The 26,063-nt window shown below is 54.4% G+C and carries 16 protein-coding genes; 8 read left to right on the top strand and 8 right to left on the bottom strand.

Annotated elements, in window-relative coordinates:
* The first annotated feature begins 158 nt into the window (after positions 1 to 158).
* The 4 genes from ABWL43_RS25780 to ABWL43_RS25765 are packed head-to-tail and all read left to right on the top strand — an operon-like array spanning position 159 to position 3,179.
* The gene (locus ABWL43_RS25780) at positions 159 to 833 is read left to right on the top strand and encodes a DUF2491 family protein (protein WP_404485264.1); all 675 of its coding nucleotides are present in this window, start codon (positions 159 to 161) and stop codon (positions 831 to 833) included.
* 15 nt (positions 834 to 848) lie between these two features.
* Positions 849 to 1,277: a DUF350 domain-containing protein gene (locus ABWL43_RS25775; RefSeq protein WP_106580265.1), complete on the top strand. Its 429-nt coding sequence runs from the start codon at positions 849 to 851 to the stop codon at positions 1,275 to 1,277.
* An 18-nt stretch (positions 1,278 to 1,295) separates the two neighbouring features.
* Positions 1,296 to 2,009, top strand: coding sequence for a DUF1190 domain-containing protein (locus tag ABWL43_RS25770; RefSeq protein ID WP_159960212.1), 714 nt, complete (start codon positions 1,296 to 1,298; stop codon positions 2,007 to 2,009).
* Positions 2,010 to 2,021: 12 nt separating this feature from the next.
* Positions 2,022 to 3,179 (top strand): glutathionylspermidine synthase family protein, encoded by a 1,158-nt coding sequence (locus ABWL43_RS25765; RefSeq protein WP_404485260.1) that lies wholly within the window; start codon positions 2,022 to 2,024, stop codon positions 3,177 to 3,179.
* Between the two features lie 156 nt (positions 3,180 to 3,335).
* On the opposite strand, the gene ycaC is transcribed toward ABWL43_RS25765, so the two are convergent.
* Positions 3,336 to 3,968, bottom strand: a complete 633-nt coding sequence (gene ycaC, locus ABWL43_RS25760; protein ID WP_242201397.1) for an isochorismate family cysteine hydrolase YcaC — start codon at positions 3,966 to 3,968, stop codon at positions 3,336 to 3,338.
* Between the two features lie 451 nt (positions 3,969 to 4,419).
* Here ycaC and ABWL43_RS25755 point away from each other — a divergent pair, with 451 nt between their 5' ends.
* From ABWL43_RS25755 to ABWL43_RS25740, 4 genes are all read left to right on the top strand, one after another.
* Positions 4,420 to 4,656: a hypothetical protein gene (locus ABWL43_RS25755; protein ID WP_404485258.1), complete on the top strand. Its 237-nt coding sequence runs from the start codon at positions 4,420 to 4,422 to the stop codon at positions 4,654 to 4,656.
* A gap of 297 nt (positions 4,657 to 4,953) precedes the next feature.
* The gene (locus ABWL43_RS25750; RefSeq protein WP_404485255.1) at positions 4,954 to 6,057 is read left to right on the top strand and encodes a nuclease; all 1,104 of its coding nucleotides are present in this window, start codon (positions 4,954 to 4,956) and stop codon (positions 6,055 to 6,057) included.
* Between the two features lie 591 nt (positions 6,058 to 6,648).
* Positions 6,649 to 10,224 carry a DEAD/DEAH box helicase gene (locus tag ABWL43_RS25745; RefSeq protein ID WP_404485252.1) on the top strand — a complete coding sequence of 1,192 codons (3,576 nt, stop codon included), beginning with the start codon at positions 6,649 to 6,651 and terminating at the stop codon, positions 10,222 to 10,224.
* The gene (locus ABWL43_RS25740) at positions 10,221 to 13,358 is read left to right on the top strand and encodes a sacsin N-terminal ATP-binding-like domain-containing protein (protein WP_404485250.1); all 3,138 of its coding nucleotides are present in this window, start codon (positions 10,221 to 10,223) and stop codon (positions 13,356 to 13,358) included. The genes ABWL43_RS25745 and ABWL43_RS25740 overlap by 4 nt, the downstream gene beginning before the upstream one ends.
* A gap of 77 nt (positions 13,359 to 13,435) precedes the next feature.
* Here ABWL43_RS25740 and ABWL43_RS25735 read toward each other — a convergent pair whose 3' ends face one another.
* The 7 genes from ABWL43_RS25735 to ABWL43_RS25705 all read right to left on the bottom strand — a co-directional run bounded on the left by ABWL43_RS25735 (position 13,436) and on the right by ABWL43_RS25705 (position 25,952).
* Entirely contained in the window at positions 13,436 to 13,879 is a 444-nt protein-coding gene (locus ABWL43_RS25735) for a very short patch repair endonuclease (RefSeq protein ID WP_404485247.1), read from the bottom strand.
* 24 nt (positions 13,880 to 13,903) lie between these two features.
* Positions 13,904 to 19,387: an ATP-binding protein gene (locus tag ABWL43_RS25730; protein ID WP_404485245.1), complete on the bottom strand. Its 5,484-nt coding sequence runs from the start codon at positions 19,385 to 19,387 to the stop codon at positions 13,904 to 13,906.
* Positions 19,380 to 20,921, bottom strand: a complete 1,542-nt coding sequence (locus ABWL43_RS25725) for a hypothetical protein (protein ID WP_404485243.1) — start codon at positions 20,919 to 20,921, stop codon at positions 19,380 to 19,382. The genes ABWL43_RS25730 and ABWL43_RS25725 overlap by 8 nt, the downstream gene beginning before the upstream one ends.
* Positions 20,918 to 23,062: a hypothetical protein gene (locus tag ABWL43_RS25720; RefSeq protein ID WP_404485240.1), complete on the bottom strand. Its 2,145-nt coding sequence runs from the start codon at positions 23,060 to 23,062 to the stop codon at positions 20,918 to 20,920. The genes ABWL43_RS25725 and ABWL43_RS25720 overlap by 4 nt, the downstream gene beginning before the upstream one ends.
* Positions 23,063 to 23,082: 20 nt before the next feature.
* Complete coding sequence (locus ABWL43_RS25715; RefSeq protein ID WP_404485237.1) at positions 23,083 to 24,453, bottom strand: DNA cytosine methyltransferase; 1,371 nt, start codon at positions 24,451 to 24,453, stop codon at positions 23,083 to 23,085.
* 745 nt (positions 24,454 to 25,198) lie between these two features.
* Complete coding sequence (locus ABWL43_RS25710; protein WP_167337373.1) at positions 25,199 to 25,375, bottom strand: hypothetical protein; 177 nt, start codon at positions 25,373 to 25,375, stop codon at positions 25,199 to 25,201.
* Between the two features lie 79 nt (positions 25,376 to 25,454).
* A complete protein-coding gene (locus ABWL43_RS25705; RefSeq protein ID WP_404485234.1) occupies positions 25,455 to 25,952 on the bottom strand; it encodes a JAB domain-containing protein in 498 nt (165 codons plus the stop codon).
* Positions 25,953 to 26,063: the final 111 nt, after the last annotated feature.

Raw genomic sequence — 26,063 nt, 5'->3', positions numbered from 1 at the left:
GCGCTTGAGCCTCCACACGCCGAGGCGATCTTGTCATTCGCAATCAAATACCCAGGGAGTCAGGGGCCAAATGTCGATGTTTCTTTTGTTGCGCCTGCGCGCCGCCTCCCTCTTTCCCCGCTTCTGCATCGCCTCCGCTCGCCTCAAGGAAATCTCCAATGGGATGGTTTAAACAATTGATGGGGCTTGAGGCCCCGAAAGCGAATACAGCGTCGCAATGGACAGCCGGCAACACCCAGCCGGTCACCGGGCCACTGGGCCTGGCACCCGGCAAAGGCGTGATGTTCGACGCGAGCCTGAAATTGTTGCTCGATGAAAAAACCACGGTAGTGATCCCCGGCTCCCAGGAAATCTGGGCCAACGGCACCGTTGATCTCGGCCAGTCGACCTGGCTGTCGCGCTATTACATGAACGACGAAGATTACTGGCTGCAGGTGCACACCACCGGCGAGATCGCCGGGCAGGTCGAGTCGGTGATCCTGTTCAATTACCTCAGTGTCGTCACCATCAGCAGTGAAGCGGAACTGCGTCGACTGGCGGGGCCACAGAGCCTGATCGGGCTGCCGACCTACACCCACAACGGCGTGGAGTACACCCGAGTGTGGGGCAGCGAGGCAGGCCAGACAGAGCTGGTGGCGATGACCGAACAGGTTGTAAACCCCGAGGACGCCTACAGCGTCGAGCACCGTTCGATGCTGTACGCCCGCGACACCGGCCTGACTGATCGTCGCGAGTTTCTGCTGTTTTCCGTCGAAGAAGACGCAGAGGGCACCGTCAGCCTGAGTACGTCGCTGGGCATTTCGCTGTACACAACCGACCTGACTACGCTTTAAAAAAGGAAAACCCCCATGCTGGAAGCTCTCTCTATCTCCCTGAACAAAGCTGCTGTGTTTGGCTTTGTCACCTACATCCTCGGTGCGGCTGTGCTGTTCGCACTGTTCCAGTTCATCTACACCCGCATCACGCCGCACAAGGAGTTCGAACTGATCCGTGCGGGTAACGTGTCGGCTGCGGTCGCCTTGGGCGGCGCTATCATCGGTTTCGCCATTCCGGCCAGCAACGTGATTGCCTACTCGATCAGCCTCCTCGACTTCGTCGTCTGGGCCGTGATTGCCGCCGTCGTCCAACTGTTGGCGTTTCTGCTGACCAGCCTGGTGCTCAAAGGCACGTCCGAGCGCATCAAGAATGGCGAACTCGCCGCCGGTATCTACGTGGCCGCCGTGTCCATCAGCGTCGGCATGTTGAATGCCGCGTGCATGACGCCTACCCAGAACTGATCGCGCACGGAGCTCCCGATGAAACGAAGCAAGTACGTCCAGTTGTCGCTGGCAGCGTCGGTCGCGATGGCGATATCCGGCTGCGGGCCGACCGAAAAAACCTACGATTTGCAAAAGAAGTACAACTTCCAGTCGGTTCAGCAATGCGCCGATGAAAAGCTTCCAGTGGACGTGTGCTCGGACGCCTACATGACGGCCATGGCCGAGCATCGGCGCATTGCCCCGGTGTACGACAGCCAGGCCGATTGCGATGCCGACTTTGTCGCCAACTGGTGTCAGCAGGACTCCAACGGCAAGTTCATCCCCAAACTGGGCGGTTTCGAACTGACCGCCGCCGGCCAGGTGACGCAATCCCAGGTCGATGCGGCCAACGCGCAAGTCGGCGGCGCCCAAGCGAACAGTGGCGGCTCAGGCTTCTCCACCAGCAGTCTGCTGACGGGCCTATTGATCGGCAACATGCTCAGCAACAATCGCAACAGCTACCGCTCCGAACCGGTGTACCGCTACCGCGATGATCGCGGCGATTACGGTTCTTCGACGCTCAACCAGCGGGTCTCGAATGGGGCGACGTTCGGCCGGTCCAACCAGGCCAGGTACGGCAGCAGCAATTACACCAACACGCTGCGCTCCTCCAGCAAGCCGGTGTCCGTGGCGTCCTCGACCTCCCGTGGCGGCTTTGGCAGCAAAGCCAGCGCCCGCAGCGGCTGGGGCGGCGGCGGGTCGAGCAGTTAAGGAAACCGGGCCATGAAAAAGATCCACTGCGCAGAGCGTCATGACTGGAAACGGACCGCCGACAGCCTCGGCTTTCTGTTCCACACCATCGACGACGAACCCTACTGGGACGAGAGCGCGTACTACCAATTCACGCTCGAGCAAATCGAGCGCGACCTCGAAGACCCGACCACCGAAATCCATGACATGTGCATGGACCTCGTGGCCCGCGTGGTGCAGAGCGAAGAGTTGCTTGAGCGGCTGAGCATTCCCGCGCCGTTCTTCGACATGATCCGAACCTCATGGCTCGAAGGCCACCCGCATCTGTACGGGCGCATGGACTTTTCCTACAACGGCAGCGGGCCCGCCAAGCTGCTGGAACTCAACTACGACACACCGACCAGCCTCTACGAGGCGGCGGCGTTTCAATGGGGCTGGCTGGAACAATGCATCGAACGCGGCCTGCTGCCCAAGCACGCAGACCAGTTCAACAGCATCGACACCAAACTGCATCAGGCCTTCGCCCAATTGCAGGTCAACCAGCCGTTCTACTTCGCCTCGATGAAAGACTCGGTCGAAGACAAAGGCACCACCGACTACCTGCGCCTGGTCGCAGAAAAAGTCGGCATCGAATCACGCCACATCGACATCGAAGACATCGGCCTGACCAGTGATGGCCGTTTCGTCGACCTCGAAGATCGCTGGATCCCGCACCTGTTCAAACTGCACGCCTGGGAATTCATCTTCCACGAGCCCTTCGGCGCCGCGATTGCCCAGTGCGATACCCAGTTCTTCGAGCCCGCCTGGAAATCCATCCTCTCCAACAAAGGCATCCTGCCGCTGCTGTGGGAATTCAACAAAGGCCACCCCAACCTGCTCGCGTCCCACCTGGATACCGACCCCGGCAAAGCCGTGCCAAAGGGCTGGGTGCGCAAGCCGTTCTTCTCCCGCGAAGGCGCCAACATCGAACTGCACACCGCCGACGGCCTGATCGTAAAAGAAGACGGCCCCTACACCGACGCGCCGTTTATCCTCCAGGAGTTTGCGCCGCTGCCGCGCTTTGGTGACAGCTACACGCTGATCGGCTCCTGGGTGATTGGCGATCAAGCGGCGGGGATTGGCGTGCGGGAAGACAATAGTTTGATCACCAAGGACTCAAGCCGGTTTCTCCCGCACCTGATCCTCGACTGATCGCGCGGGCTTGCCCCAATACTCAAAGCAGCAAAGATCAAATGTGGGAGCGGGCTTGCCCGCGAAGACGGTGTATCAGTCACCGAATATATCGACTGATTCACCGCCTTCGCGGGCAAGCCCGCTCCCACAGGTTTTTGGGAAACCCTGTCAACCTCAGCCCTGACGCGCTGTCACCGCCGCATACCCATTCATCAAATTCCGATAGTTAGGAATCCGCTGGGACAACAAATTTCCCAACCCTTCCATGTCATTGCGCCAGTCGCCCTGCAACTCACACGCCACCGAAAACCAATTCATCAACTGCGCACCGGCCTGCGTCATCCGGCTCCACGCCGCCTGCTGCACCGTGGTATTAAACGTGCCCGACGCATCCGTCACCACAAACACCTCAAACCCCTCCGCCAGCGCCGACAACGTCGGGAACGCCACACACACATCCGTCACCACACCCGCAATGATGATCTGCTTGCGCCCAGTCGCCTTGACCGCCTTAACGAAGTCCGCGTTATCCCACGCATTAATCTGACCAGGGCGAGCGATATACGGCGCTTCCGGGAACATTTCCTTCAGCTCCGGCACCAACGGGCCGTTAGGGCCTTGCTCGAAACTGGTGGTGAGGATCGTCGGCAAGTTGAAGAACTTGGCCAGGTCGGCCAGGGCCAGCACGTTGTTCTTGAACTCGTTGGGGGAGAAGTCCTGCACCAGCGAGATCAGACCGGTTTGGTGGTCGACCAGCAGGACTACGGCGTCGTCTTTGTTCAAGCGGCTGAGGGTTGGAGTGCTCATGGTTGAAATCCTTTTTTGGTTGGGTTGGTTGGGCGTTGCGTTCAACATGGGCACAGATTAATGGGTGGGAGGTGGGGGATAAATCGGGTGGGGTGAGTCTTACTGTCAACTCAAAGGTGACAGTGGTTGAAGAGCCAGCAGTACCGGTCCCTTTCATTTGCAGGACGTTTCCTAGAGAATCCGAGCGGCTTGCGCCAGCAAAATCCCGCGACTAGGCTGCGGACCGTCACTGCACATTCAGTGATCGGGTTTAGTCGCCCGGACTTCGCTAGGCGCACGCGCCATCCCAAAGCCAGGTGTCTCCTCATCTGCACTTTATGGTGGCTGTGCGCAGGGCACCTTCGGGTGCGCCGGTGCCTAGCGGCCGGTCGACTAACCTGCGTACAGCCGCCACCTCTGCTCGTTTAGTCGCGAAAGGACGGTGGTAATTACTTACCGCTAGAGGTTTTCTATGGATAACGTTGTTTCGGATTCGCTGTTATCGGTTGCGACTGAGCCATTCACTGTTAATGAAGAGCTGAGCTTTGAGGATGCCTGGGGGCGAGTGGCGGAGTTGCTGCAATGTGCGGTGGCTACGTCGCAGGCGCTTGGTGAACCGCTTGGTGCGCCGCATCGGGCGGTGATGCATTTGGTGGAGATGGCGAAGATGGTGGCAGATCGGGCTGTGGAGTGTATGCAGGCTACGTAAGACAAGTCGCCTGCTCTTGCGCTTGAAGTGCAGGCGGCACACCCTTTCCATAATTTATACGCGCTTGTCGTTTCGTGATCGGGGAATGAAGTGCCCGACCAGCATCTCCATATCGCTATGTTCATGTCTTCATTTATCGTTTTTGCGACACGTCTTGCCATCATGTCTTTGCTGGCGAAATATCTATTCGTCCTTTCCAAATTTAGGCAGCAGCCTGCAGCCCAATTGCGCTTGCCGCCAGAATGGAGTGCGACGGTGATAGAGTCGTGAAAAGCTATTTAATCAAGGATGCAGTAATTGCCTATAAAAACGGATGTTTGGACCGTCGGTATTGCCCCGAGCAAGCTACCTCTGGGCCAATTGGTCAGCGAGCAGTTGCTTGAAAATATGATCCTTAACTCGCCTGGCATTCTCTCGGACGAATGGATGCTCATAGGCAAGCAAGTAAAAACCAGCTCGGGTGGACGCATTGACCTGCTGGCAATCGCCCCTGACGGAAACCTTGTACTGGTTGAGCTCAAACGCGACCGCACTCCTCGTGACGTTGTCGCCCAGACGCTCGATTACGCGGCTTGGGTTCAGGGTTTGCAGCCCAATGAGATAGGCGCAATTTATGAGCGATTCAAGCCAGGGAATACCCTCTACGCGGACTTTTTAGCTCGTTTTGGACGCGTCCTGGACGACGATGAGCTTAATCAAAGCCATCAACTGGTCATCGTTGCAACAGAGCTAGATGCAAGCAGCGAACGGATTGTTGAATACCTCAGTAAACGAGATATTCCGATCAACGTGCTGTGCTTTCAGATCTTCCAAATGGGCGAGCATCAATTGCTTAGCCGGTCCTGGCTGCTCGACCCTGTTCAAACGCAAGTGAATGCGGTGTCAACGAGTGAAGGGCATGTCGAACCTTGGAACGGCGAGTTCTATTGTTCGTTTGGAGATTCGAATTCACGATCCTGGGAGGATGCCAGGGAGTTTGGATTTATCTCGGGTGGTGGTGGGGCTTGGTACAGCAGGACTTTGCAGCTGCTTTCTCCAGGTGATCGAGTGTGGGTGAATATCCCTCAGCAAGGTTATGTTGGCGTCGGAAGGGTTCGCAGTAAATCGACCCCAGCAAACGAGTTCACTGTGAGCGTAAACGGTGAGGAGCTGCCTGTGCTCGAGGTTGCTAAGCGCGGCAGTTACCACGCTGAGTTTGTGGATGATGCTGAGCTATGTGATCACTTTGTGTCGGTCGAATGGTTGCAGACCGTGCCAATTGGCCAGGCTGTGCGGGAAACGGGGATGTTTGGTAATCAGAATACGATTTGTCGTCCAAGGACGCAGAAGTGGCGGTGGACTATCGAAAAGTTGAAAGAGGAATTTAGTGATTTTGATAAGGTGGTTGCGAGCATGCTGTAGGGGGCGGTGCGCCGCTAGAGGTTTTTTTAGTGGGTTAAAATTTAAAAAGCCGGCTTGTGGGCGGCGTTATTGTTGAGTTACGGCCTTGTTTTGCTGGCGTATACGGTCACTTGAAGTTTTGTCCCCCCATTTGTCCCCCCATTTCGTTTGTGCGTAACCGATTCTGTCCTGAAATTTGTTCCAATGGGAGCATAAAAAATGGCAAGTCGGGTGACTGCCCCACCAAGCCTCGGAAAGAGGAATGAGGGTGAGACCGGTTTTACAAACCTGATGCTTCAATGTCGGAGTTACGGCAGGCGTAAGCGTCCAGCCAACACACCTTCCTGATCCCAATGCTTAGGGCGATCGTGTCCGCCTATTTTAAGTGGTGATCTTTTCATGATTGTTGAATCAGACGTCTCGGCGATTTTTCTCGAACCGTTGTGAAAAACCAAATCGTAGGCGCCAACCGGCTAAGCTTTGCCGAAATAGGCATCTCAATCAGTTGTGCTTGAGCCGAAGCTGCCAAACGTCGTTCATGTAGCGTTGTAGCGGTTGTCCGCCATTAGGCTACCGTTGGATACCAACGACAACGTTTTCTGAGGAACTGGAATGAACGAGTTGCTGCATGCATCGGGAGCGGTGATAGCACTTTGGCTGGAGACAAAACTTCCTTCGCTAAGCCCAAGGTGGTGGGTCGACAATGTCTTTAACCGTTTGACCTTTCAGCAGCAACGAATCGTCGAGGAAAAGCGCATCCAGTCTCTCTCAGGGCTTGACCTAGCCGCTATCCTTCGCGTGCTTGATCAGAACTGGACTGAAGTGGCAGGGTCCGAGCCCCTCCCGAGAGAGGCGAGAAATTGGGTTAAGGAGCTGCAAAGCGTTCGCAATCGGTGGGCTCATGCTCCTGCAGGTGGCTTGAACTCCACGGACGCTTATCGAGACGCTGATACTCTGAAGCGGTTCCTTTACGTCATTAATGCTGATGATGCTCTTCTAAACCGAGTCGAAGAGTTCAAGCAAGCTACTCTGGCCAGGATGGCATCACAAACTCAAGTGCCAGCAGCGTCAATACAGGGCTCTGCCCAGGCCGTCCTAACTGCAGAGAGCCCTGCGCTCGCGCCAAAATCGGCACAAAAGTTTTCAGTTGGAGAGCTACTCTGCCTGCGCTCGAATCCAAGCGCCGTGTTCCCCGTTTTGGAGGTAGTTCCGAGCGTAGAGGCAGAGACCCGCTACCGGGTCTTCGAGAATGGAGCGAGGCAGATTTACTATGAAAGCCAGCTCCAAGCACTGGATGAGCCAGCTGAAAGCCATAAGGTCCTGACCGCGACCGAGCTCTCCGCAATGCTCAGTGCGGTGCAACTGTCCTCGCCGTCGGCCTCTACGCTCTACTCATTGAATTCCGGCCGCGTTCGGTTTGTTCCGTACCAGTACCGACCGATATTCAAGCTCATTCGAGCAGACCGGCCACGCCTGCTTGTTGCAGACGAAGTTGGTGTGGGTAAGACAATCGAGGCTGGGCTCATCCTCAAGGAGTTGCAGGCCCGTAGTGACATCAAGTCCGTCCTCATCATCTGCCCCAAAACCCTGGTAGCCGAGCGCAAGTGGGAACTGGAAATGAAGCGCTTTGATGAGCACTTCGTCGCGTTCGACGGTTCACTGCTCCGCCACTGTATTAAAGAAACACACCTCAGTGGTGAGTGGCCTGCCCAATACGAGAAAGCCATTCTTCCGACCTCACTGTTCGACGGCGATCTACTGTTTGGCAAGCCGGGTAAGGGGAAGGCGCGAGACCTTGGTCTGCTTGAGCTGGATCCCTCACCGAAGTTCGACCTAGTCATCGTTGATGAAGCGCATCACATCCGCAATGCAGATACGTTTCTGCACCAAGCAGTGCGCTACTTTGCGGATAATGCGGAGGCGGTGGTATTTCTTTCGGCTACCCCGGTGCAACTTGGTCGTGAAGACCTCTACACGCTGCTCAATGTCCTGCGCCCCGACGTCATCATTGATCCGGCCAGCTTCAACCAGATGGCTGAGCCTAACCAGTTTATCAACGCCGGCATTCAGGCCTGCCGTCGGGGAAGTTCAGGCTGGACAGAGGAAGTGCGAGAGCAACTTCGTAGCGTTGCCAGCACTACTTGGGGGCGCGAGGTGCTCGCGGTGAACCCAGGGTTCCAGCACATCTATGACGGGCTAGCCTCAGGATCTGAGGACGGCGCTGCTCGCATTAAGACCATCCAGGCCCTGGAAGATCTCTACACTTTTAGTTCGCTCATCAATCGCACCAGGCGCCGCGACATCGGTGAGTTCACGACCCGAAAGGCTGAGACGGTTACCACTGAGTTCACCCCAAGCCAAAAGGCTCTTCACGACGACCTACTCTCCGTCATCGCACGCATTTTCGCTCGGCTGCATGGCAATCAGAACGTCAAGTTCATGATGACAACGATCAGCCGACAGGCTGCTAGCAGCCTATATGGCTTGGCTCCAGCTCTCGAGGACATCCTTTTGGGCAAGTTAGCCCGTCTTGAAGCTGAGGACGACGGTGAAGACGTTGAAGAGCGCTCCTTCGACTTCGTGGACCAAATTAGCGAGGACATCGAGTCGCTTGTCGAGCGGGCCAAGCGTCTGGATCCGAAGGACCCGAAAGCAGAAGCCTTCATGCAGGTGGTCACTGACAAACTGACCATGCCTCGCAACAAGCTCTTGGTCTTCAGTACCTTCAGGCACACCCTTCACTATCTCGTTGGCAAGCTGAAGGCGGCCAACATCCGCTTTGGCCTAGTGCACGGAGGTATCTCCGATGAAAACCGGGCGTCGCTGCGCTACCGCTTCTCTTTGCCCAAGGAAGATGAAGACGCAATTGATGTGCTCTTATCCTCGGAGGTCGGTTGTGAAGGTCTGGACTTCCAGTTCTGCGATTGCCTCATCAACTTCGATCTGCCTTGGAACCCGATGCGAATCGAGCAGCGCATTGGCCGTATCGACCGCTATGGGCAGCAAAGCGATGCGGTGGGCATCTTCAATCTGGTCACACCTGGGACGATTGACGCGGAAATTTATGACCGCTGCCTATCTCGCATCGGAGTGTTCCAGCACGCCATTGGCGGCAATGAGGAAATCCTGGGTGACATCACGCGAGAGCTTCACAGCATCGCTGAGACCTTCAGCCTCAGCGAAGAGGAGCGGGCCCAACGACTTCAGCAGCTGTCCGACAATAAGATTCGACAAATCGAGGAAGAGCAGCGCCTCGAAGAGCGCCAGGGCGAGCTGTTTGGACTCAATATCGCTGCGGCGAGCTGGGAACAGCGTCTGGCGCAGTCCCGGAACCATTGGCTTGAACCTCATGCGCTTAGCCGTGCAGTGGCATCCTATCTGGGCCGACGTCTTGGAAAAGAGCAGGATTTCCTACTTGGCGACAAACCACTGAAAACCTTGCGTCTCAGCCAAGAGGCCCGCGCTACGTTGCTCGAGGACTTCCGCAAGCTTCCGCGTTCAACAGACCCGATGCATCGAGGATGGGAGAGGTGGCTCAAAGGCTCTGTGCCAACGCTGCAAGCCACGTTCGAGCAAGAGTGTGCTGTAGAAAATCCATCAGCGGTGCTTCTCTCCCTGGGGCACCCATTGCTCCGCCAAGCGGCGGCCTTCCTCAAAGAGGCGGAGGTGGTCATCGTTAAGGTTTCGGTTATGCACGAGACTTTGCCTGTTGGCACGTATCCATTTGCGCTTTACCGCTGGTATAGGCAGGGCGTGAAGCACGATGAAGAACTGGTGCCTGTGGCTGCTGAAGCATCCATCGCAGAAGCACTACTGGAGTTACTTCAAGGGGCAACTGACGCGCCTAGCGTTGAGATGCCATCGCAGCAAGTCTGGGATGGCCTGGATGGTGTCCATCACCAGCTGTGGCTGGCAAAATCGACACAACACGCCGAAGACAATCGGCAGCTTGTTGGCGTGCGAATTCAGAGCCTGACGGCCAGCTTTACCGCTCGTAAGGCCTTATTGGAAGAACATATAGGGCGTGCCACGAACGACAAGATTCGTGTGATGAAACAGTCCGAGCTAGAGCGTGCGCAAGTTGACTTTGATATGCGTATTGCCGCCTTACGTCGGGCTGCCGAAAGTGGCGACATTCGAGCCACACCTACGGTGTTCGGTATTCTAGAAGTCAGGAGGCCGACATGAGCTTTTTGAAGGATCTTGCTGAGCAGCGTCAGCGCTTCCTTGATGGCATCGAGGCCAATCAGGGGGACATCAACCTCAGTATCTTCGAAGACTTCTACCCAGACGAAGCTCACTTCATCTACGAGCTTCTTCAGAACGCAGAGGACGCTGGCGCCACCGAAGTCACGTTTGAGCTAGGGCTTCACGCATGCTATTTCGAGCACAACGGTGGTCGGCATTTCAATGAAGCCGACATTCGAGCAATCACAGGAATTCACAACAGTAGCAAGAAGAACAACCCTGACCGCATAGGCAAGTTCGGCGTCGGGTTCAAGTCTGTGTTTGTCTACACTGAGACGCCCATCATCTACTCGAGGGACTACAGCTTCAAGATTTTGAAGCTGGTGATGCCTCAGGCAGTGTCTCAGCATCCCGGTCTGGGTGAAAAGACGCGTTTCGAGTTTCCATTCAACACCCCGAAGAAGAACGTCAAAGATGCCTATGAAGAGGTCAAGTCGGGCTTGGAGCTGCTGTCTGAGACGACGCTACTGTTTCTGAGCAATCTTCAGTTGATTCGGTGGAAGGTTGGCAGTCAGGAAGGCGCTGTACGAAGAAATAAGCACTCAGAGTCACACATTGAGGTGCTGAAGCAAATCGATGGTCGTGACGTTTACAGCTCTCACTGGCTTAGATTTTCCGCCCCTGTCGAGAATGTCCATCAGTTCACGGCTCCGGTTGATGGTGTTGAGCATCAGAGTGTTGCTGTCGCATTCGAGTTGGTTTTCCGTAGTGAGCAAAGCTCCTTCGACCAAACCAGGTCGATTGCAGAGCAGTTGCGTATTGCTCCCGCAGTCAAGGGGAAGGTTTCAGTCTTCTTTCCAGCGGAAAAGGAGTCCTCGGGCCTTCGATATCACTTGCACGCACCCTTCATACCAGAGCTGAGCCGAGCAAGCATCAAGAACTCTCCGGAGAACACCCCACTCATTGACCAACTCGCGAAGCTGAGCGCGCGGGCACTTCATTCAATAAAGAACATGGGGCTTCTCACTGGAGACTTCCTGGCAGTACTTCCGAACAACGATGACCCATTGGCAGACCGATATAAGATTATTCGTACGGCCATTATAGAAGAGATGAAATCCCAAGCCCTTGTGCCTACGTACGCTGGGGGCTTTGCGCCCAGCTCGCGGCTTTGGCAGTCACGGGCATCGATCAAAGCATTGCTTTCCGATGAAGACCTTGCCTTTGTGACTGAGCGGCAAGACAAACCAACATGGGCCATTGGTGCAACCCAGAGGAATCAGAACCAAGACAAGTTTCTGAGCAGTCTTGGCATTCCAACTTGGGATGTCGAGGACCTAAAGGACTTCTTTGAGGCACGTGCGTGTGTTACCTCTTACTCTTGGACCAATGCGCGGGTCGACCCATCGGTATTGAAGTGGCTAGGTTCCAAGTCACCAGAATGGCATCAAGCACTATATGCCATTCTGAACAAGTACTGCGAGGAGGAGGAGGACTACTTCTCGTTGGACGAGACTCAGATTGTTCGCATGGCCGATGGAACTTACCGTCTGCCGGAGGGCGCCTACTTTCAGACCGGCCTAGCAAGTGCGGAGGATCCCTGGCCTCGAGTCGATGAGGAAGTATTCACGTTCGGAGCTAAGAAGGGACAGCAGTCGGAGGCGCGGAAGTTCCTCGCCAGTATCGGGGTGAAGGTCCCCGGCGAACTCGAGGAAATCACCCTTCTTCTCCAGTCTCGTTACGGTGCGGAAGGAGAGGCTCCTTCCGATAAGGTCTACCTGGCAGACCTCAAACGGCTCATGGCGTTTGCTGAGAAGAACCCGCAGAGCCGAGAGATTATGGCGGATGCATTTCTATTTCAGATTGACTCACCCGACTTTGAGTGGGGCCAAGCAGAGCATGCATATCTGGACGCACCATTCGTAAATACGGGACTTCGTGCCTTCTATGAATCCATCAAGGACGACAGAATTAGGAGATGGCCACTTAGTGCTTGGTACAAGGATCAGCCGATCGAACTCGGAAAGCTGGTCAAGTTCTTCGAGTTCGCTGGCGTTGAGCGAGAGCTCAATGGGCTCTACGTCGAGACGACCTGTGAGAAGAACGTGAATTACTCGTACCTTAGACAGGTTGCCGGCGAGAGATACACATCGCCCATAAACCGCGATTTCACACTAACCCAGCGCGCCTACGACATGTTGAAAATAAACACAGTCGAAGGGGCAAGGTTGGTGTGGGCGGCAATGTGTCGTGCGAGCTATCGTGTACTGCAAGCCTGCTATCGAAAGAACGAGAGCAGTGGTGCGCGCTATGCTAACTCGCAGCTCATCTGTTGGCTCCGAAACCTAGCGTGGGTCCCACAGAAAGACGGTGCCTTCGTCAAGCCTAGTGCCGCCAATGCTTCGCGATTGCCGGAGGGCTTCCCAGTCGATGCCGGGTTCAAGTGGCTTGAGTTTGTCGAGTTTGGGACAGATGACAAGAAACGAGTTGCTGACAACACTATCCGTGCGGCGCACCGCACTGAGTTTGGGTTCAACTCGGAAGAGGAACTGGAGCGGGCTCAAGCATTCAGCAAGCTTCCGGTAGAATTGCAGCGGCGCATCCTCGAATCGGCGACAAATTTCGATCCTGAACCAATTGAGCTTCCGGAACGACTTGTTCGAAACTCTGAGCTTCGTCAGCAACGTGTGGGAGATGAGGCCGCAAAGACCCCAGAAAAGACTTCCGTGCAGCGGCAGCGTTCTGTGCAAATAGGGGTTGCTGAGGCAAAGGCAGCGGCGAAGGTTTATCTCGCTGATCAGTACACCAACTCGAACGGGCAAATGGTTTGCCAGGCATGCAAGGGCGAGCTTCCGTTCAAATTACCTACAGGGGCGTATTATTTCGAGGCAGTGGAGCTCCTGGTTGATTCGCCCAAGCGCTACCGAGAGGCTTACCTTGCACTTTGTCCAAACCACGCCGCTGCGTACCTGTATGCCAACGAACAACGTAACTCAATGCATGATCTCGTCGCCAAATCTGAAAGTAACGAGATCGAGATAGCCTTGGGCGGCGACGTGACACCTCTCTACTTCACGCACGTGCACATGGTCGATGTTAAGGCATGCTTGGACTCGGAAGGAAGTGAGGAATAGTTCCTTTACCCTAGAATGTTCGGTCATCCGGAACAACGGATCGCGAGCAAAGATTTGTTGGTCGGGGACTCAGGCTTTTATTCTCGACCAACATCCTCCAGATTCTTGCGTATAAATTTCGCGAGTCGCTCTCCTGTCACCTTTGCCTTTTTGGCAGACCCGACCTCACATTCCCAAATGACGAATACTTTCCATCCTGATTCCCTTAGAGACGATGTCACACGATTATCCCGGGCGACATTTTTCTCGAATTTCTCCACCCAAAATGCTGTATTGCTTTTCGGTGTTGTGGCAATGCTGCAGTTGGAATGCCGGTGCCAGAAGCATCCGTGAACGAAAACCACGGCCTTATACCGTGGAAATACAAGGTCAGGCTTGCCGGGCAAGCCAGCCCCATTCAGACGGTAGCGCAGGCCGAGACCATGCAACACTTTGCGCAGTGCTATTTCTGGGCGAGTGTTACTCCCCTTAATTCGGGCCATCCTCTCTGACCGCTCTTTAGGAGAGAGGAAGTCGGTCATATCCGACCTCCAGATCGAGAGCTCCTAGGCCGGGCTTTCATCTCCCTCCTTAACCAGTTCGTAGAAGGGTAGGCCACGAATTACCTCTCCCGAAACATCGAAAGACTTATAGAGACAGTGATGGTTAGGTAAGGTCTTCACACGCTCTGATAGTTCAGCAAGATCCGATGTAAAGCCAAGGACGCCCAGTTCGGCAGGCGTGATGTTTGGTACCTTGTGGATGAACCAGGACAGTAAAGGCTCCCTGTAGTCGGTCGCACCGACCTTAAAGTGCCTAAGGAATTGCGAGGCTAGTATCACGCCAGTGCCGAACTCCCGCCCCTGTAGCAACAGCTTGCGTAGAACGTCGAACTCGTAGCGCATGATATTGTCGGCTTCGTCCACCAATAGGTAGGAGTCGATCGCTCTGAGCTGCGGGTCGGTGCCTGTAAACGCTCGCTTGGGCACCTTGAGCATGTTCTCGTAAAACATGTTTAGTAAGATGGCGACGAGCATGTTTTTGCTTCGGTCATCTTGTCCCATTGAGCTCAGGGATATCACCACGACGCCATCGAAGAATTCGTCGAAAGGTTTTGTCTCACCTTTGGTCTTTGCAAACACCTCCATGTCCACCAGATCGTCAATAATTGCCATTGGAGCGTCCGACTTCCCGCCAAGTATTTCTCTGTACTCCGCATGGATATCGTAGATCGTAGGCTGGCGGTCTTGAGTATTAGCTGATTCGTAAGCGTTACGGACAGCTGCTTTAAGTTTGTCCCGCTGCACTGGACCTATGCCCGAGTACACCTTGTCGAGGACATCTGCGAAAAACCGGAACCGATCCAACCATGGTGCTGAGGATTCCCCCATTCCGGTGGTATCAAATAGGTTCAGAGGTAGGTGGTAGGGCTTCACCACCTTTGCCCCAGTAGCCTCTACGAAATCCGGGCTACTAAAGTCGCTCTTATAGTCGAAGATCAAGAAGCGTGGCTTGATCCCACGGTTTGCATCGCTGGCTCTGGATATCTGCAGGATAAGCGATTTGAGAAATTGGGTCTTGCCTGTGCCGAGGTCACCTGCCACACCGATGTTCAACTGATTGAGTCGAGTATCGGATATGTTCAAACTTAGCTGTCTTGGCTCGAAACCATCAACTGTTTTACCTACGGAAAGGATTACTCCGCTGCCTAACTCGTCAGGAGGCAAGGAAGATGCGATCTCTCCATTTGAATTGCTGGAGGATGTTTCTTCATTGATTAACTGCACAACGGGTACGTTGTTTGAATTTATCGAAGAGTCTACCGACTGCTCGCTTTCCGCTGCAGAACTGTCGAAAGGAGGCAAGCTGGTAGTCTGGGCGAGCAGGGGAGGCAATAATTCCCAATCGCCCACCTTGGCCCGCACGGCGTCGTAGAACGACTGTGGATCACTGTCGAGTACGATACGACCTGCATCCTTGCTTGAAATGACAATCGTCTCGTCAAAATTGTCGCCATCACGATTATGTGGGCCGCTGAGGCTTGATTCGTCGACGACGATAAGTCGTCCCCGTAGGTCTAGAGTAGGTCTCGAGTCAGGATCGAGGATCGCTGCGGCGATTAGCTCGTGGTACCCGGCCCAGCGGGTAGCTTGTCCTTCTACTGCCTGATGCTGACTGTAGACTCGTAAGCCAAAGCCAATCATCGAGAGTAGTAGATGTTGGTAGGCCAGGCTCCATGCCAAAGATTTATTGGCGCGTTCCTCGATGGCTTGCAAGAGTTTTGAGAGTGCTCTGGCTTGAGAAAGGGCTTCGACGGAGTCGGTGGCTCCGAACACGCTTCCTTGGCGGCACTTGACCTCTATCGGCGTCAGATGCAGATGAACTTTGTCGCTGCTGATTCGCACGCCGACGACAAGCAAGTCGGGGCGTGAAAGGGAGGTTTCTTTGCGCTCCTTGCCGAGGGAGCGTGCAAGGTCGGCAAGATAACCTCTGAACGGGTCGACGGGAACGATTATCGCGATTGTGATTTCCTCTGGCGAACCCGCGAGCACTGGTAACAAGCTGTTCAGGTTTCCTTCGGTCCGGAACTGGTCTTGAAGGAGTCGGACCGCTAGGAATAGGCCCAGGTCGCCTGTAGCGCCTGTATCGTCCCCGGAGAGACCGCGAACGGTGGGGATTCCTCTCCTAGCGACCTCTAGAAGAATCTGCTCGATCTTTGAGTCGTCTAAGTTGTCGCATCCTGGAAGGGGCTTCAGAACACGGCGTAAGGCATCACGATCGGCTTGCTTGACCTGCGACAAGAGGTAGTAGCCGCTGGTATCGCCTGCGCGATGGGAATACGAAGGGAGGTCGTAGTCCCACAGGTAAGTGCCTTCGATCCAGCCACCCAAAAAACAAGCTGGGTCAATTGCAGAAGACGAGACTGCAACATAGCCGGCGCTATTTTCCTTAAGCATGTCGGACACTGCGTGAACGCTAGGCGAGAACTGGAGTCCAACCTTACTGTCCCTCATCCTTTCAACCATAAGCATGCATGCTGAAACCTTGTCGGCGAATTGTTCGCCAGAGGGAGGCATCTGCCGGCCTTGACGGGATTCACTTAGGAATGAGCCTTGAAGCTGACGCCTGACTCTGTGTCTGATTAGGCCGCCAACACCCATCGGTGACAGCATGCCTACATCCTTGGAGCCAGGTTCTGCCGAATCCAGTTGTGCAATGATGCCTAGATCCGGCGTGGCGCCTAACGGTTGTTTGTCATACCAGCGAACGTGGTTATCGGTGTCCTCGGAGAGGTTGGCGATAGTGGCCTGGTCAGGCCTTCCTGAAAGCCTAGTATCGAAAACTTCCAAAATCTTCGCACCGACGCTTTGCATAGGTGTGTTCGCGCCTCCGTTACCGAACCGCTTTGTACACCAATTGGTCAAACCTTCGTTGCAGGCATCAGTGGTACCACCTGCGCTAGACACTACTAAACTGATAATGGGCTTTGCTGCAAGAAGGTTGGTTACATCGTCGAGTGCGCGCGAAACCTGAGCTGGGCTGAATCCACTTGAGATACCGCCGACAGTTAGGCCGAAGGTGTTGTCGAAGGGGGGGCGTCGGGTACGGGCTGGTAGCTGGCCCAGGCGAGAGCCATTCCAAAGGACAGACCAGTAGTCGGAACTGCATTCGACGGACAGGAAGTCAATCCGCTCAATGCCGCTCGGAGACTGAAGCGAGATGGTCAGCAGGTCGGGAACACAATCTGGGTCAAGAATACTTGCCGCCGGACAAGGCAAGGGTGAGTCGCCTTCCACCTCGTCCCGTAGGACTTTCTGGGCAAGACAATGCCATGCAAGTCGCAATGGATGAAGGGGGGAAAGGATGATGGCTTCTGGAATTCTACTCAGGGTTCGTCCGTCTAGTTCTAGCGAGCAGACCGCAACGGTATCTATCCAACAAGCAATGTCCGGGTCGGTGTCGAGCCAAGACATGTAAGCATCGAGATAGGTTTCGGCGAGTACGCGAAACTCAGTATCCTCCGAGAGCCAGGCTCCTAGCGTCGCAGACTCGATGAGTCCCGACTGGTCATCGCCTCGTATGTATTTTGCAATCTCTTGGCGAGTTTCCACGAATCCCTTTGGTGGCTGGAAACTCAGGATATTGGGGCGCGGGTCATGCAGGAAGCGGCCTTGCGAGAGAATGGGGCCATTAGTGGCATTCCAGTCGGGTGGAACCCAACTAGATACGTAGTCATCTGCTATCACTAGGGGTCTGAACGATTTGGCTACGTTCTGCTCCTCAAGTATCCAAGACTGCAAACTTGAGGCGCGCGCATTCCGGTCCAGATGGACGACGGCCTTTGTATCAAATTTTTCAAGATGTCGGCGGTTCAGCTTTATTAAGCGCTCGAACTCGCTCCGGCAGCCTTCCTCCTTTGCCTCATCGCAAGCAAGGTAAACTCTGCAGGTTTGAGGGGAGGTCTCACCCAAGAGGTTGAAGGCTATATCTAGTTGATACTTACCGTCGGCCTCCACTTCTACTAGATATTCATCCTCTCCTACGAGGCGCGCGTCGAGGGATTGTTGCTGTCCTTCTAGTTCAGTAGCATCGTCCGGCATGCCCTCCACGTTGCCAATGGTTGCTCCTGGTGACAGGTGGAGACGCAGTTCATATCGACCCGAACCAGGCAGCGAAAGGGATGTCTCCCAGTCCATCGCTGCAGTCTTTTTACTAGGTTTCTTAGGCGGCGACAGTTTTGTCGCTAGCCTGCAGGTTACCAGTATCCCTGGCTTCCAGTTTATTAAGGAAATGACCCGGATACTTGCAGGCTTGCACCCCGTAGAGGTGACCTTATAGGTAATGGGTGTCTTGTGTGCGGGAGGGAGAAGATCTGTGTATTCATTAATTCCGCTAGAGGATGCTAGTAACGGAGTTGGCGCCTTACCATAGGAACCCCCTGTCAGTAGAAACTCTTCTGGTTGACCGCTTTCGCTCGTAGAGATGGCTAGCTCCACCTTGTCACGCACGATCGCTGGTAAGCCCTTGGTTGCGGGAATAATACTATTTGTGCATCGAATGCTGATCTCTCCGATGACTTCATCGGGCTCTTCGGCAAGCAGATCAGTCCATTGCTCTATAGTTAGCAGCGTCCACCAAAGGGGGGGAGAAACTAGCGCTAGCGTTTTCCCTGGCAAATAAAAAGCCTGGGTTGCACGTTCAAAGGCAGTAGGGACGTCGCAGCTTGCTTGAAGGTGGTGGAGCAACTCTCGAAGAGCTTGAGCGATTTCGCCAGGGGCGCCGTGTGCTAGGCGTTCAATACCAGTCTTGAACCCATCAGCAAGCTCATCTGCAATTTTAGCTATGACGGAGAGCTGTGCCTTCGAGGAGATCCCATTGTCTGCCATTGGGGGGAGACCGCATGCCAGAGCAAGCGCATTTCCAGGTGAGAGATGTAGTTGGGCGGTCTCTATCGAAAATATGCGAGATAGCATGCGCCATGAAGCTGCGTGGTTGGCGTGTTCTGGGTCCACTTCGTCGATGGAGCTGGCAGCTGCACGGATTAATTGCTTCGCATCGTCTCTCTGCGAATCTACGATACCTGCGACGAGCAATGCCTCATTTACCGATTGCTGCACAAAACCATCGTCCCACCATTTTTCGAGATCGGCACTCATGCCGAAGACATCACTTGAAGACTCGATCGAAAGGTTGTTGTGCTGCCCCGCAGGAACTAGGGCTACGAAGCTGGAATTATTTGGATCATTTCGTACATCCAGCAAGTGGTCGTTATCGCATTTGCCAGACTCCCCGATACGAAGCTTATGGCTACTCATCTGGTCAGTTGGATACTGGAGCAGTACTGGTAGAGTCACCATGCTGCCGTCTATTCCAGACATGACTTGAATTCCCCCATCACGAGCGAGCTCCTCGTAGACTTGCTCGAGAATCTCAAGGGGGGGGCCGCGGAAAATCAGCCGGTACTCAAATTTCTTGCCGCTAAGCCCCTGTGTTGCACCCAAAGCTTTTTCACGGACAATTGACGCGAGCCAGTTTGCGAGTTTATTCATGATCGTACTCCTGAAGGACTTGGCTCGTGTGGAACGGTGGCAATAGCAGCATGCCGCTCTCGGCATCTGGGCTATCGAGCACAAGACCTAGCATCCTTAGCTGGTGCCCCAAGTCATTCCTGGCAATTTCGTGTTTATCTACGGTCACGCCATAGGCTTCGAGGTGTAGCCCTAGTCTATGGATTGAGCGGGGTCCACCCATCCCGGCGAGGGCGCAGTGGACTAAAGCCAACACAGCTACAGGTCCAAGGGATACGATCCATGGACTGGATGGACTGCTTCCTTTTTTCTTGAGGATATATCCCTGGTCATACCCCCTGAGCAACGGGACTGCAGTCTGGCGTTGCCCGAGCGCGTGCCTCGCGAACTCCAGCAGATTCGAGCCGATGCCTTTTCTGCATAGCAACGCGCGAGCTTCTTGCTCGCGTATATCGATAATGGTTTCGAGAGTCCCTGCGCGAAGGAGGGCATTTTTATGGTTTTGAATATGCAGGCAAAGTGCGGCAATTCCTTTACTTGAGGAGAAATCGCCTTCGTAGGGGCTTCCTATTTGCTTGAGTGACCAAAGGAGCGTATTTATCCCCAGCCTGGCGTTTAGGTAGCTGGAAACCTTGTCTTTGATACCTTGAAGAGCCTTTCCTCCGTAAGCCATGTATTGCGGGGACTCAGGGAAAATTGCGATCCTTACCTCTTTCTCGTTAGGCGCAGCTCCTTCGGAAAGTGCTGCGGAGAGACAGCTCCAAATCCTCGCGTGGACGTCACATAACCATGTCACATGGGAGACTGCTCCTAGCCGCAACACAGCCTCTAATAAACTAGTCCATTGCCGGCGAGTCATTGAGTCTTTCGCCTGCATGATGGCTTGCAGGTCCTTGGCAAATCGTCTGGCTGGCAGAAAATGAATATCCTGAAAGTCGGACGCCGTCAGTGTTGTCGCTTCCTCTTCCGGGATCCGCGCTAGAGACCATGTTCCTGCGCCTTGATTCCACGACGATGTCTCCTGCTCAAGCCAGCGGGCGAAGAAGTCGTCTTTATCATTGACACTTAGAGAGTCAAAGAGATTTTTCCAAAGGCGCTGCGCCGATTCCTGATCCTTTGATCCCAGGCAGACCATGCGGCGTATCAAACTGCCGGCAGGCCAGGAATTGCTACTTAGCCGAGCGGAGCCGGAGAAGATCGCCGCTCCTGGCACGAGTGGAGTAACCTGCACAAAGCGTTTGGAAGACTGGTTAGGAAGCTTCGGGCTCTCCAATATCCCGTGAAGCACTGTATGCCAGGCATCCACGCCTATCACGGCTCCACTTGGCGGCAGTTGGCTCTTTTCCCGAAGTTTCTGTATGCGCCGATCTAAGTCACGTCCCGCCTGTGGCACGCTGCCTTCGCTTACTGATTCAAAGCCTATCGTCCGGTAGAGCGAGGCTAGAAGGACCTCTGAGCTTGCGTATTCCGGCGCAGGGCTCATGGCTAGAGCCGACTTCTGATAAATGCTGTTGGAGAAGCGCCAAGGTGCTTGCTTGAATTCCATAAGGCTCATTCGACATCCTCCTTGCTCGCGACTAAGCCATCCCATGAGCGCGCTACTACAGTGCCATCTGACCCGATGCGGATTTTGGCATGCTCGAGAAGTTCCTCATCCCGGACGATGGAACCGGAAAGACGAGCTTTTGTTGTATCTAATAGGGCCAAGACCGTACGGGGGAGAGAAGCAGGGGATAATCCCCTCTCTAGCTCCTTCACTGCCTTGAACAAGTCATAGGTAAGGGGGATTGCTTGCGCCGAATGCACATGGCCGACCCCGAGGTAACAGATTGGTGGGCGAGGCCGTCCTGGAGTGTTCTGGGGCAGCATCCTAACCTGGCGTAGAGGCACAACCAATGTCGCCTGACGTTGCTTGGGTGGAAGAGGTTGTCCGAATGTAGTGGTTAGTGAGACCTCGAATTCCTGACCTGTATTCAGCAGTCCCTTCACTTGCTGTACAACCTCGTAAAGCTGGTGCTTGTCATTTTCTTCGACGACCAGCTGGAAAGCCTGCAGGATCTTGAAATCGGCAACTACTGCCGTTCGGGTACAAATACTTCTGCGGACTAGGCGGCAAGCAAAGTCGCGGAGTAAATGTTGAACACGACTGGCCGCGACAGGTCTCCTTCGTCGGACAATAGGCATTGAAAGCATTTCGTCTGCATTAGAAAGTCGCTTGAGTAGCTCCAGCTCGTTTCGCGATAAGACTTTATATTTGCGGATGAACTCTATTCCGCCGGCTAGGGAGCGACTGAAGCGAATGTCGAGGTCGCCGAGGCTAACCATGCTTTGGCTACTTACCGCGACCTGACTGTCGGGACTTGCGAATGCTGGATCTAAGGTATCGACGAGGCCTTCCAGCAATGGCGCAATTGTAGCCGGAAGGTAATGTGTCTTTCTCTCTGCAAGAAAGTGCACGAGCCCCATCAGGGTTCGCCCTGCTTCGGCGTCTAGCTCCTTCTCGAGACCTAGGTCCTTGAGATCACGGCGGAGCGAGGTCGCCGCATCCTTGTCCCAACGATGGAATAGTGCATGTTGGTAGCTTGACGTTGCTAGGTGGAAAATCGCAGTGAGTGTTTGCCTGTTGTGCTTTTTTGTCCCTGCTGCTTTGTGGTCAAGTTCGACGAGGTTCTCGGCCCATTGGCAAGGCGTTGATTGGTGCGTGTGTCTTGCTGAGTCATGGACTACAGGATGGTGCCCAGCCAGCAAATACGAAGTAAGGGAGAAAAGGTCTCGGAAGCTCCAACGCTTGCCGCTGGCTAGCTCATACCAGCGTAGTATCTTTAGCAACGCAGTTCGGTGTTCGTCTCTGGCCAAGATGGTCTGGCTGGTACAGAAGGGGCATTTCTCGCCCGCTGGACATGCTCCCTTTGCGGGCCACATTTCGGATTCAGTGGCCTGGCCAATGAGGATTTCCGCTGGCGCCGAAGTCACATCGTCAGGCTTTACTAGAAGAGATTCTGCATCCATTGGCCAGACTGCAATCGATGGGAAACCCTCGAGCGGCCAGCATGAGGGTGCATCGTACGCCAGGCTCACAGCCCTCGTAACAGCTTCGAGGATGGCTCGTGGCTTCTCAAGATTATTGTCGATAGCATGGATCAGCGCATCATCGAGGACGCCACGGTTAACGCAGCATAGATAAGCTTGGGATGGTGGGCCATCCAGAAGCCTATCGAGCTCTTCGATGAGGAGTGCTGGTGCAGTGTTTCCCTCGTGACCAGCTGTCGAAGTGGCATCCTGAACTATATCCAAGCTCAGACTACTATCGAATCTTGAAAGGCTTCCGGCATCGATGCTAACTATTCGTGGGACTTTGAAGCCGGCGGATGGATGGAACGCCTTTGACAGCTCTTCGATGAGCCGTCCCTCACAGCCTAGGCTCGCGTCTAGCCAGTGGATTGTGGATTCGATCGCTTCGGTTTTTCCATTACCTGGTCCGCCAACCAGAAGGATAATCCTCGGGATGCCCGTGCTGTCGGCCGGAAGCTTTTCTGTCCAGGCTTGGAGTCGAGCCAGAAGGCTTGTCCTTAATAATAGTTTGTTGGGCTGCCCGCTTTCGTTGTCTAAAAGCCGCTTCACTCCCCCCGAGTGATGGCCGGCCCAGTCGACAAGGGCTGCGGGGTAGCGCGCCCCTTCCAGTTGGGTGCTATCCATTCCCCTCGACTCCTATGTTTTTAAGCTATGGCTAAGATTTCTTGTTCTGGTTCACTGATTGTTTTTTGACTAGCTGTGGCCATGGCTTCTTTTAGTACCGACTCGATGGCTATACCAATGGCTCTTGCAAGGTAAGGAGGAACAGCGTTGCCTACCTGCGTGTAGCGCGGGCATTCCTTAGTACGTCGGCTCCCGCCGGTGGTGAATTTGCCTCGGAACTGGAACCAGTCGGGAAAGGACTGCAGGCGTGCAGACTCTCGGACGGTCAGTATCCTGGGCTCGCTGTAGTGGAGCACATCGTCGGGCAAAGTTGTTATTGTTGGTGCGGGATTTGCTTCGTGCATTAGGCAAATGCGGTGCTTCTTGAGGCCATATTTTTCCCTTTGGGCCAAGCTCATCAAACCACCCCTAACGCACTCGGGGTCCTGAATGATCCTCATGAACCGTTCACTGATTTCGGGTTTGTGTTTGGCTAAGCGTACGCTGTCCATAGAGTCGCCGCTCCCTTGATGCATGAGGGTTTGGTAATGTGTCCGAGGCCCCTTATATGCGAGCTCTAGAAAGCCGGTACGAGAGGAGAGATCAGTACATGGTCTGGTCCCAACGTGCTTTATTTCTAAATCAGAAATGGCCTCCGAAGCGCTGACAATTTCTGGAAGGCCAAGCTCCTGCAGCTGGTTCAGCCTTGCTTCCTCCAGAAGCTCGAAAGCTCTGTTAGCGCCGCCACGGAGATGGCGAGAGAGATCTTTGCGGATCCCTATCACGATTAGGCGTGGGCGCTTCTGCGGAACTCCGAAGAGTGAGCAGTCCACTATTTTACCGAGGACCTGATACCCGACCCTATCCAGGCTTTCGACAAGCTTGTCATAGTAGGAATGGGGCTTCACTTTCGTTAAGCCAAGTTCTTCTTTCCAAGATTTGGCTTTATGCGCGACCTTCATGCCCGGTACGTTTTCCAGGACAATGGCCGCTGGCTGAATAGCCTTGACCATTTCCACGTACTTCTCAAACAGTTGGTTTCGGGGGTCGGACTCTAGTCGCTTCCCTGCGAAACTGAATCCTTGGCAGGGAGGGCCTCCTGCAAGTACATGCACTTTGCCCTTGAGCTCGGAAAGTTTAAGTGGGTGCTGTTCAAGAATTTCATCGATACCCCAGGCTTTTCTTTCCAGCCAATCGGGCCATTCGAATTGAGGTGCAGGCACGTTGCGCCCTTCGAGCAGGTTTGCCGAAAGGGTAGAAAATGCCATTTTGTCGCGTTCGACGGCAAAAACGCCGTTTAGCCCTGCGAGCGATAGACCTAGAGATAGGCCTCCACAGCCCGCAAAAAGATCTGCGAACATCAAAGGTTGCCCGTGGGCGGATAGTGAGGGGAGGGTTTCGAAATTTTTCATGGGCTCCTGCCCGGATACGGTCGTTTTCAGGGTAGGGAGCGTCTCGCGAAGCCCTCGGCTATCGCCAATAAAGGCAGCACGATGGTGGTCTTTTTTCGCCACTGATGCTGGATGCTTACTCGGCATGCTGACTAGAGGTAGCTCGGTAGGCGTCGAGGGGGCAATAGTGGTGGATAATGGATTGCCCTGCAAGCAAACGCAATGGCTTGGGCCGCCTGACGGCTGGATTGGTTTGAGATTGTCCAATTCACTTATGTCTTTGAATTCATCCAGAAATATTGCGTCGGCTAAGCCTGGGGCTTCGCTTGGTGGTACCCACATATTGAGCTCCTTCAGCCGGTTTGAAACCCGAGTAATCTTTCCTCAGCGCAGCCCTGTGCTGGTCTAGCCAGGAGCTAGCTGAGTGAGTGTATTGAAGAGTAAGCAGATAGATCCAGGTGTTTTGGAAGGCGCCGGTCTGTGGTGCTGTAATTATGTACAGTATTAGCCTTGGGGAGATTCGTACAGTCACGTTCGTCGACTGGTGCGGAGCTCCTTGATTTAAAGAGGCTCTGCATAGCAATACTCGCACCCCTTCGTCCGCGAAAGTGCCGCGCGGCAATTACTCCTGACGTTAGCGAGGAGCGCCTAACAAGGAAGAACGGCAGACCGCGCAGAAACAGAGCTCGGATTTTCGATCGGCCAGATAAAAAAATGAATTTATGCCGGCAGGAGGCGTGTCTGCCTCCTGTCCAGCTTCTGCCGTTTATTCGAATCTGGATTGGCGCTGGAGAAGCCATTGAAAGAGCAATAAAGCTATGCCAACGGCGATCAGGATCGGCGGGAATCGTAATATCAGGATTACAGTCAACACTACTGCTGAAGCGCTTGCCAGCACGCCGATAAAGGTGAAAAGTGTGATCAAGAAACGTATCAATGCCATGGGAGTCTCATTGTTTTAAGTGATTTGGCTCGGTGAGAGTTTTAAGCGCCACCTTCCTAAATTGGCTCGTACGCGCCGCTTACAGATGCCCTCGCTCTGCCATTGATTTGCAGCCTTCATGGGCCACCACAACGTGATCCAAAATCTGGGTGCCAACCATATTCAGAGCTTTTTTAAGAGGAGTTGTGAGTGCGCGATCGGCTTGACTGACCTCTTGGGTGCCAGAGGGTTGGTTATGAACCAAGATCACAGCCGCAGCGTTGTGTTCCAGTACGATTTTCACCACTTCCCGTGGGTACACGCTGGCGCCTTCCAGAGGGCCGCTAAATAGCTCTCTGAAACCAATAACCCGGTGCTCTGTATCGAGCAGTAACAAAGCAAAGACTTCGTAATCATGAAACTGCAGCAGAGTTTGTAGGTGGCTGAATACGAGTCTGCGTTCAGTCAATGCACGTCCTTTTGACAGGCGATACATAGCGAGTTGTTGAGCCATCTGTAAAACGTCCGCCTCGGTGAGCGGTGATTCCAGGGCATAGGTGTCGGTCGTTTCACCGGATTTGAGCTTGGGATATTTCATGCTGGGATTCCTATCCAAACGCGTGAAAGTACAAGAGGGTGGGTGCGCAGTTACTGAGGGCGGTGCTGGGATAAAAAGATTCCGAACGCCCCATTGGAGAAGGCGCTCGGC

This window comes from Pseudomonas sp. HT11 (assembly GCF_044875395.1).
In the GTDB taxonomy this organism is placed as follows: Bacteria; Pseudomonadota; Gammaproteobacteria; order Pseudomonadales; family Pseudomonadaceae; genus Aquipseudomonas.
The sequence above is the reverse complement of the archived record's forward strand: the minus strand, read 5'-3'. Positions and strand labels throughout refer to the sequence as shown.

Coding starts and splice junctions, on each gene's coding strand:
- ABWL43_RS25710 (WP_167337373.1), bottom strand. CDS start 25,375: ATGGCATTGATACGTTTCTTGATCACACTTTTCACCTTTATCGGCGTG.
- ABWL43_RS25725 (WP_404485243.1), bottom strand. CDS start 20,921: ATGAGCCTTATGGAATTCAAGCAAGCACCTTGGCGCTTCTCCAACAGC.
- ABWL43_RS25780 (WP_404485264.1), top strand. CDS start 159: ATGGGATGGTTTAAACAATTGATGGGGCTTGAGGCCCCGAAAGCGAAT.
- ABWL43_RS25770 (WP_159960212.1), top strand. CDS start 1,296: ATGAAACGAAGCAAGTACGTCCAGTTGTCGCTGGCAGCGTCGGTCGCG.
- ABWL43_RS25730 (WP_404485245.1), bottom strand. CDS start 19,387: ATGAATAAACTCGCAAACTGGCTCGCGTCAATTGTCCGTGAAAAAGCT.
- ABWL43_RS25715 (WP_404485237.1), bottom strand. CDS start 24,453: ATGAAAAATTTCGAAACCCTCCCCTCACTATCCGCCCACGGGCAACCT.
- ABWL43_RS25720 (WP_404485240.1), bottom strand. CDS start 23,062: ATGGATAGCACCCAACTGGAAGGGGCGCGCTACCCCGCAGCCCTTGTC.
- ycaC (WP_242201397.1), bottom strand. CDS start 3,968: ATGAGCACTCCAACCCTCAGCCGCTTGAACAAAGACGACGCCGTAGTC.
- ABWL43_RS25735 (WP_404485247.1), bottom strand. CDS start 13,879: ATGACCGACTTCCTCTCTCCTAAAGAGCGGTCAGAGAGGATGGCCCGA.
- ABWL43_RS25740 (WP_404485250.1), top strand. CDS start 10,221: ATGAGCTTTTTGAAGGATCTTGCTGAGCAGCGTCAGCGCTTCCTTGAT.
- ABWL43_RS25705 (WP_404485234.1), bottom strand. CDS start 25,952: ATGAAATATCCCAAGCTCAAATCCGGTGAAACGACCGACACCTATGCC.
- ABWL43_RS25775 (WP_106580265.1), top strand. CDS start 849: ATGCTGGAAGCTCTCTCTATCTCCCTGAACAAAGCTGCTGTGTTTGGC.
- ABWL43_RS25745 (WP_404485252.1), top strand. CDS start 6,649: ATGAACGAGTTGCTGCATGCATCGGGAGCGGTGATAGCACTTTGGCTG.
- ABWL43_RS25765 (WP_404485260.1), top strand. CDS start 2,022: ATGAAAAAGATCCACTGCGCAGAGCGTCATGACTGGAAACGGACCGCC.
- ABWL43_RS25755 (WP_404485258.1), top strand. CDS start 4,420: ATGGATAACGTTGTTTCGGATTCGCTGTTATCGGTTGCGACTGAGCCA.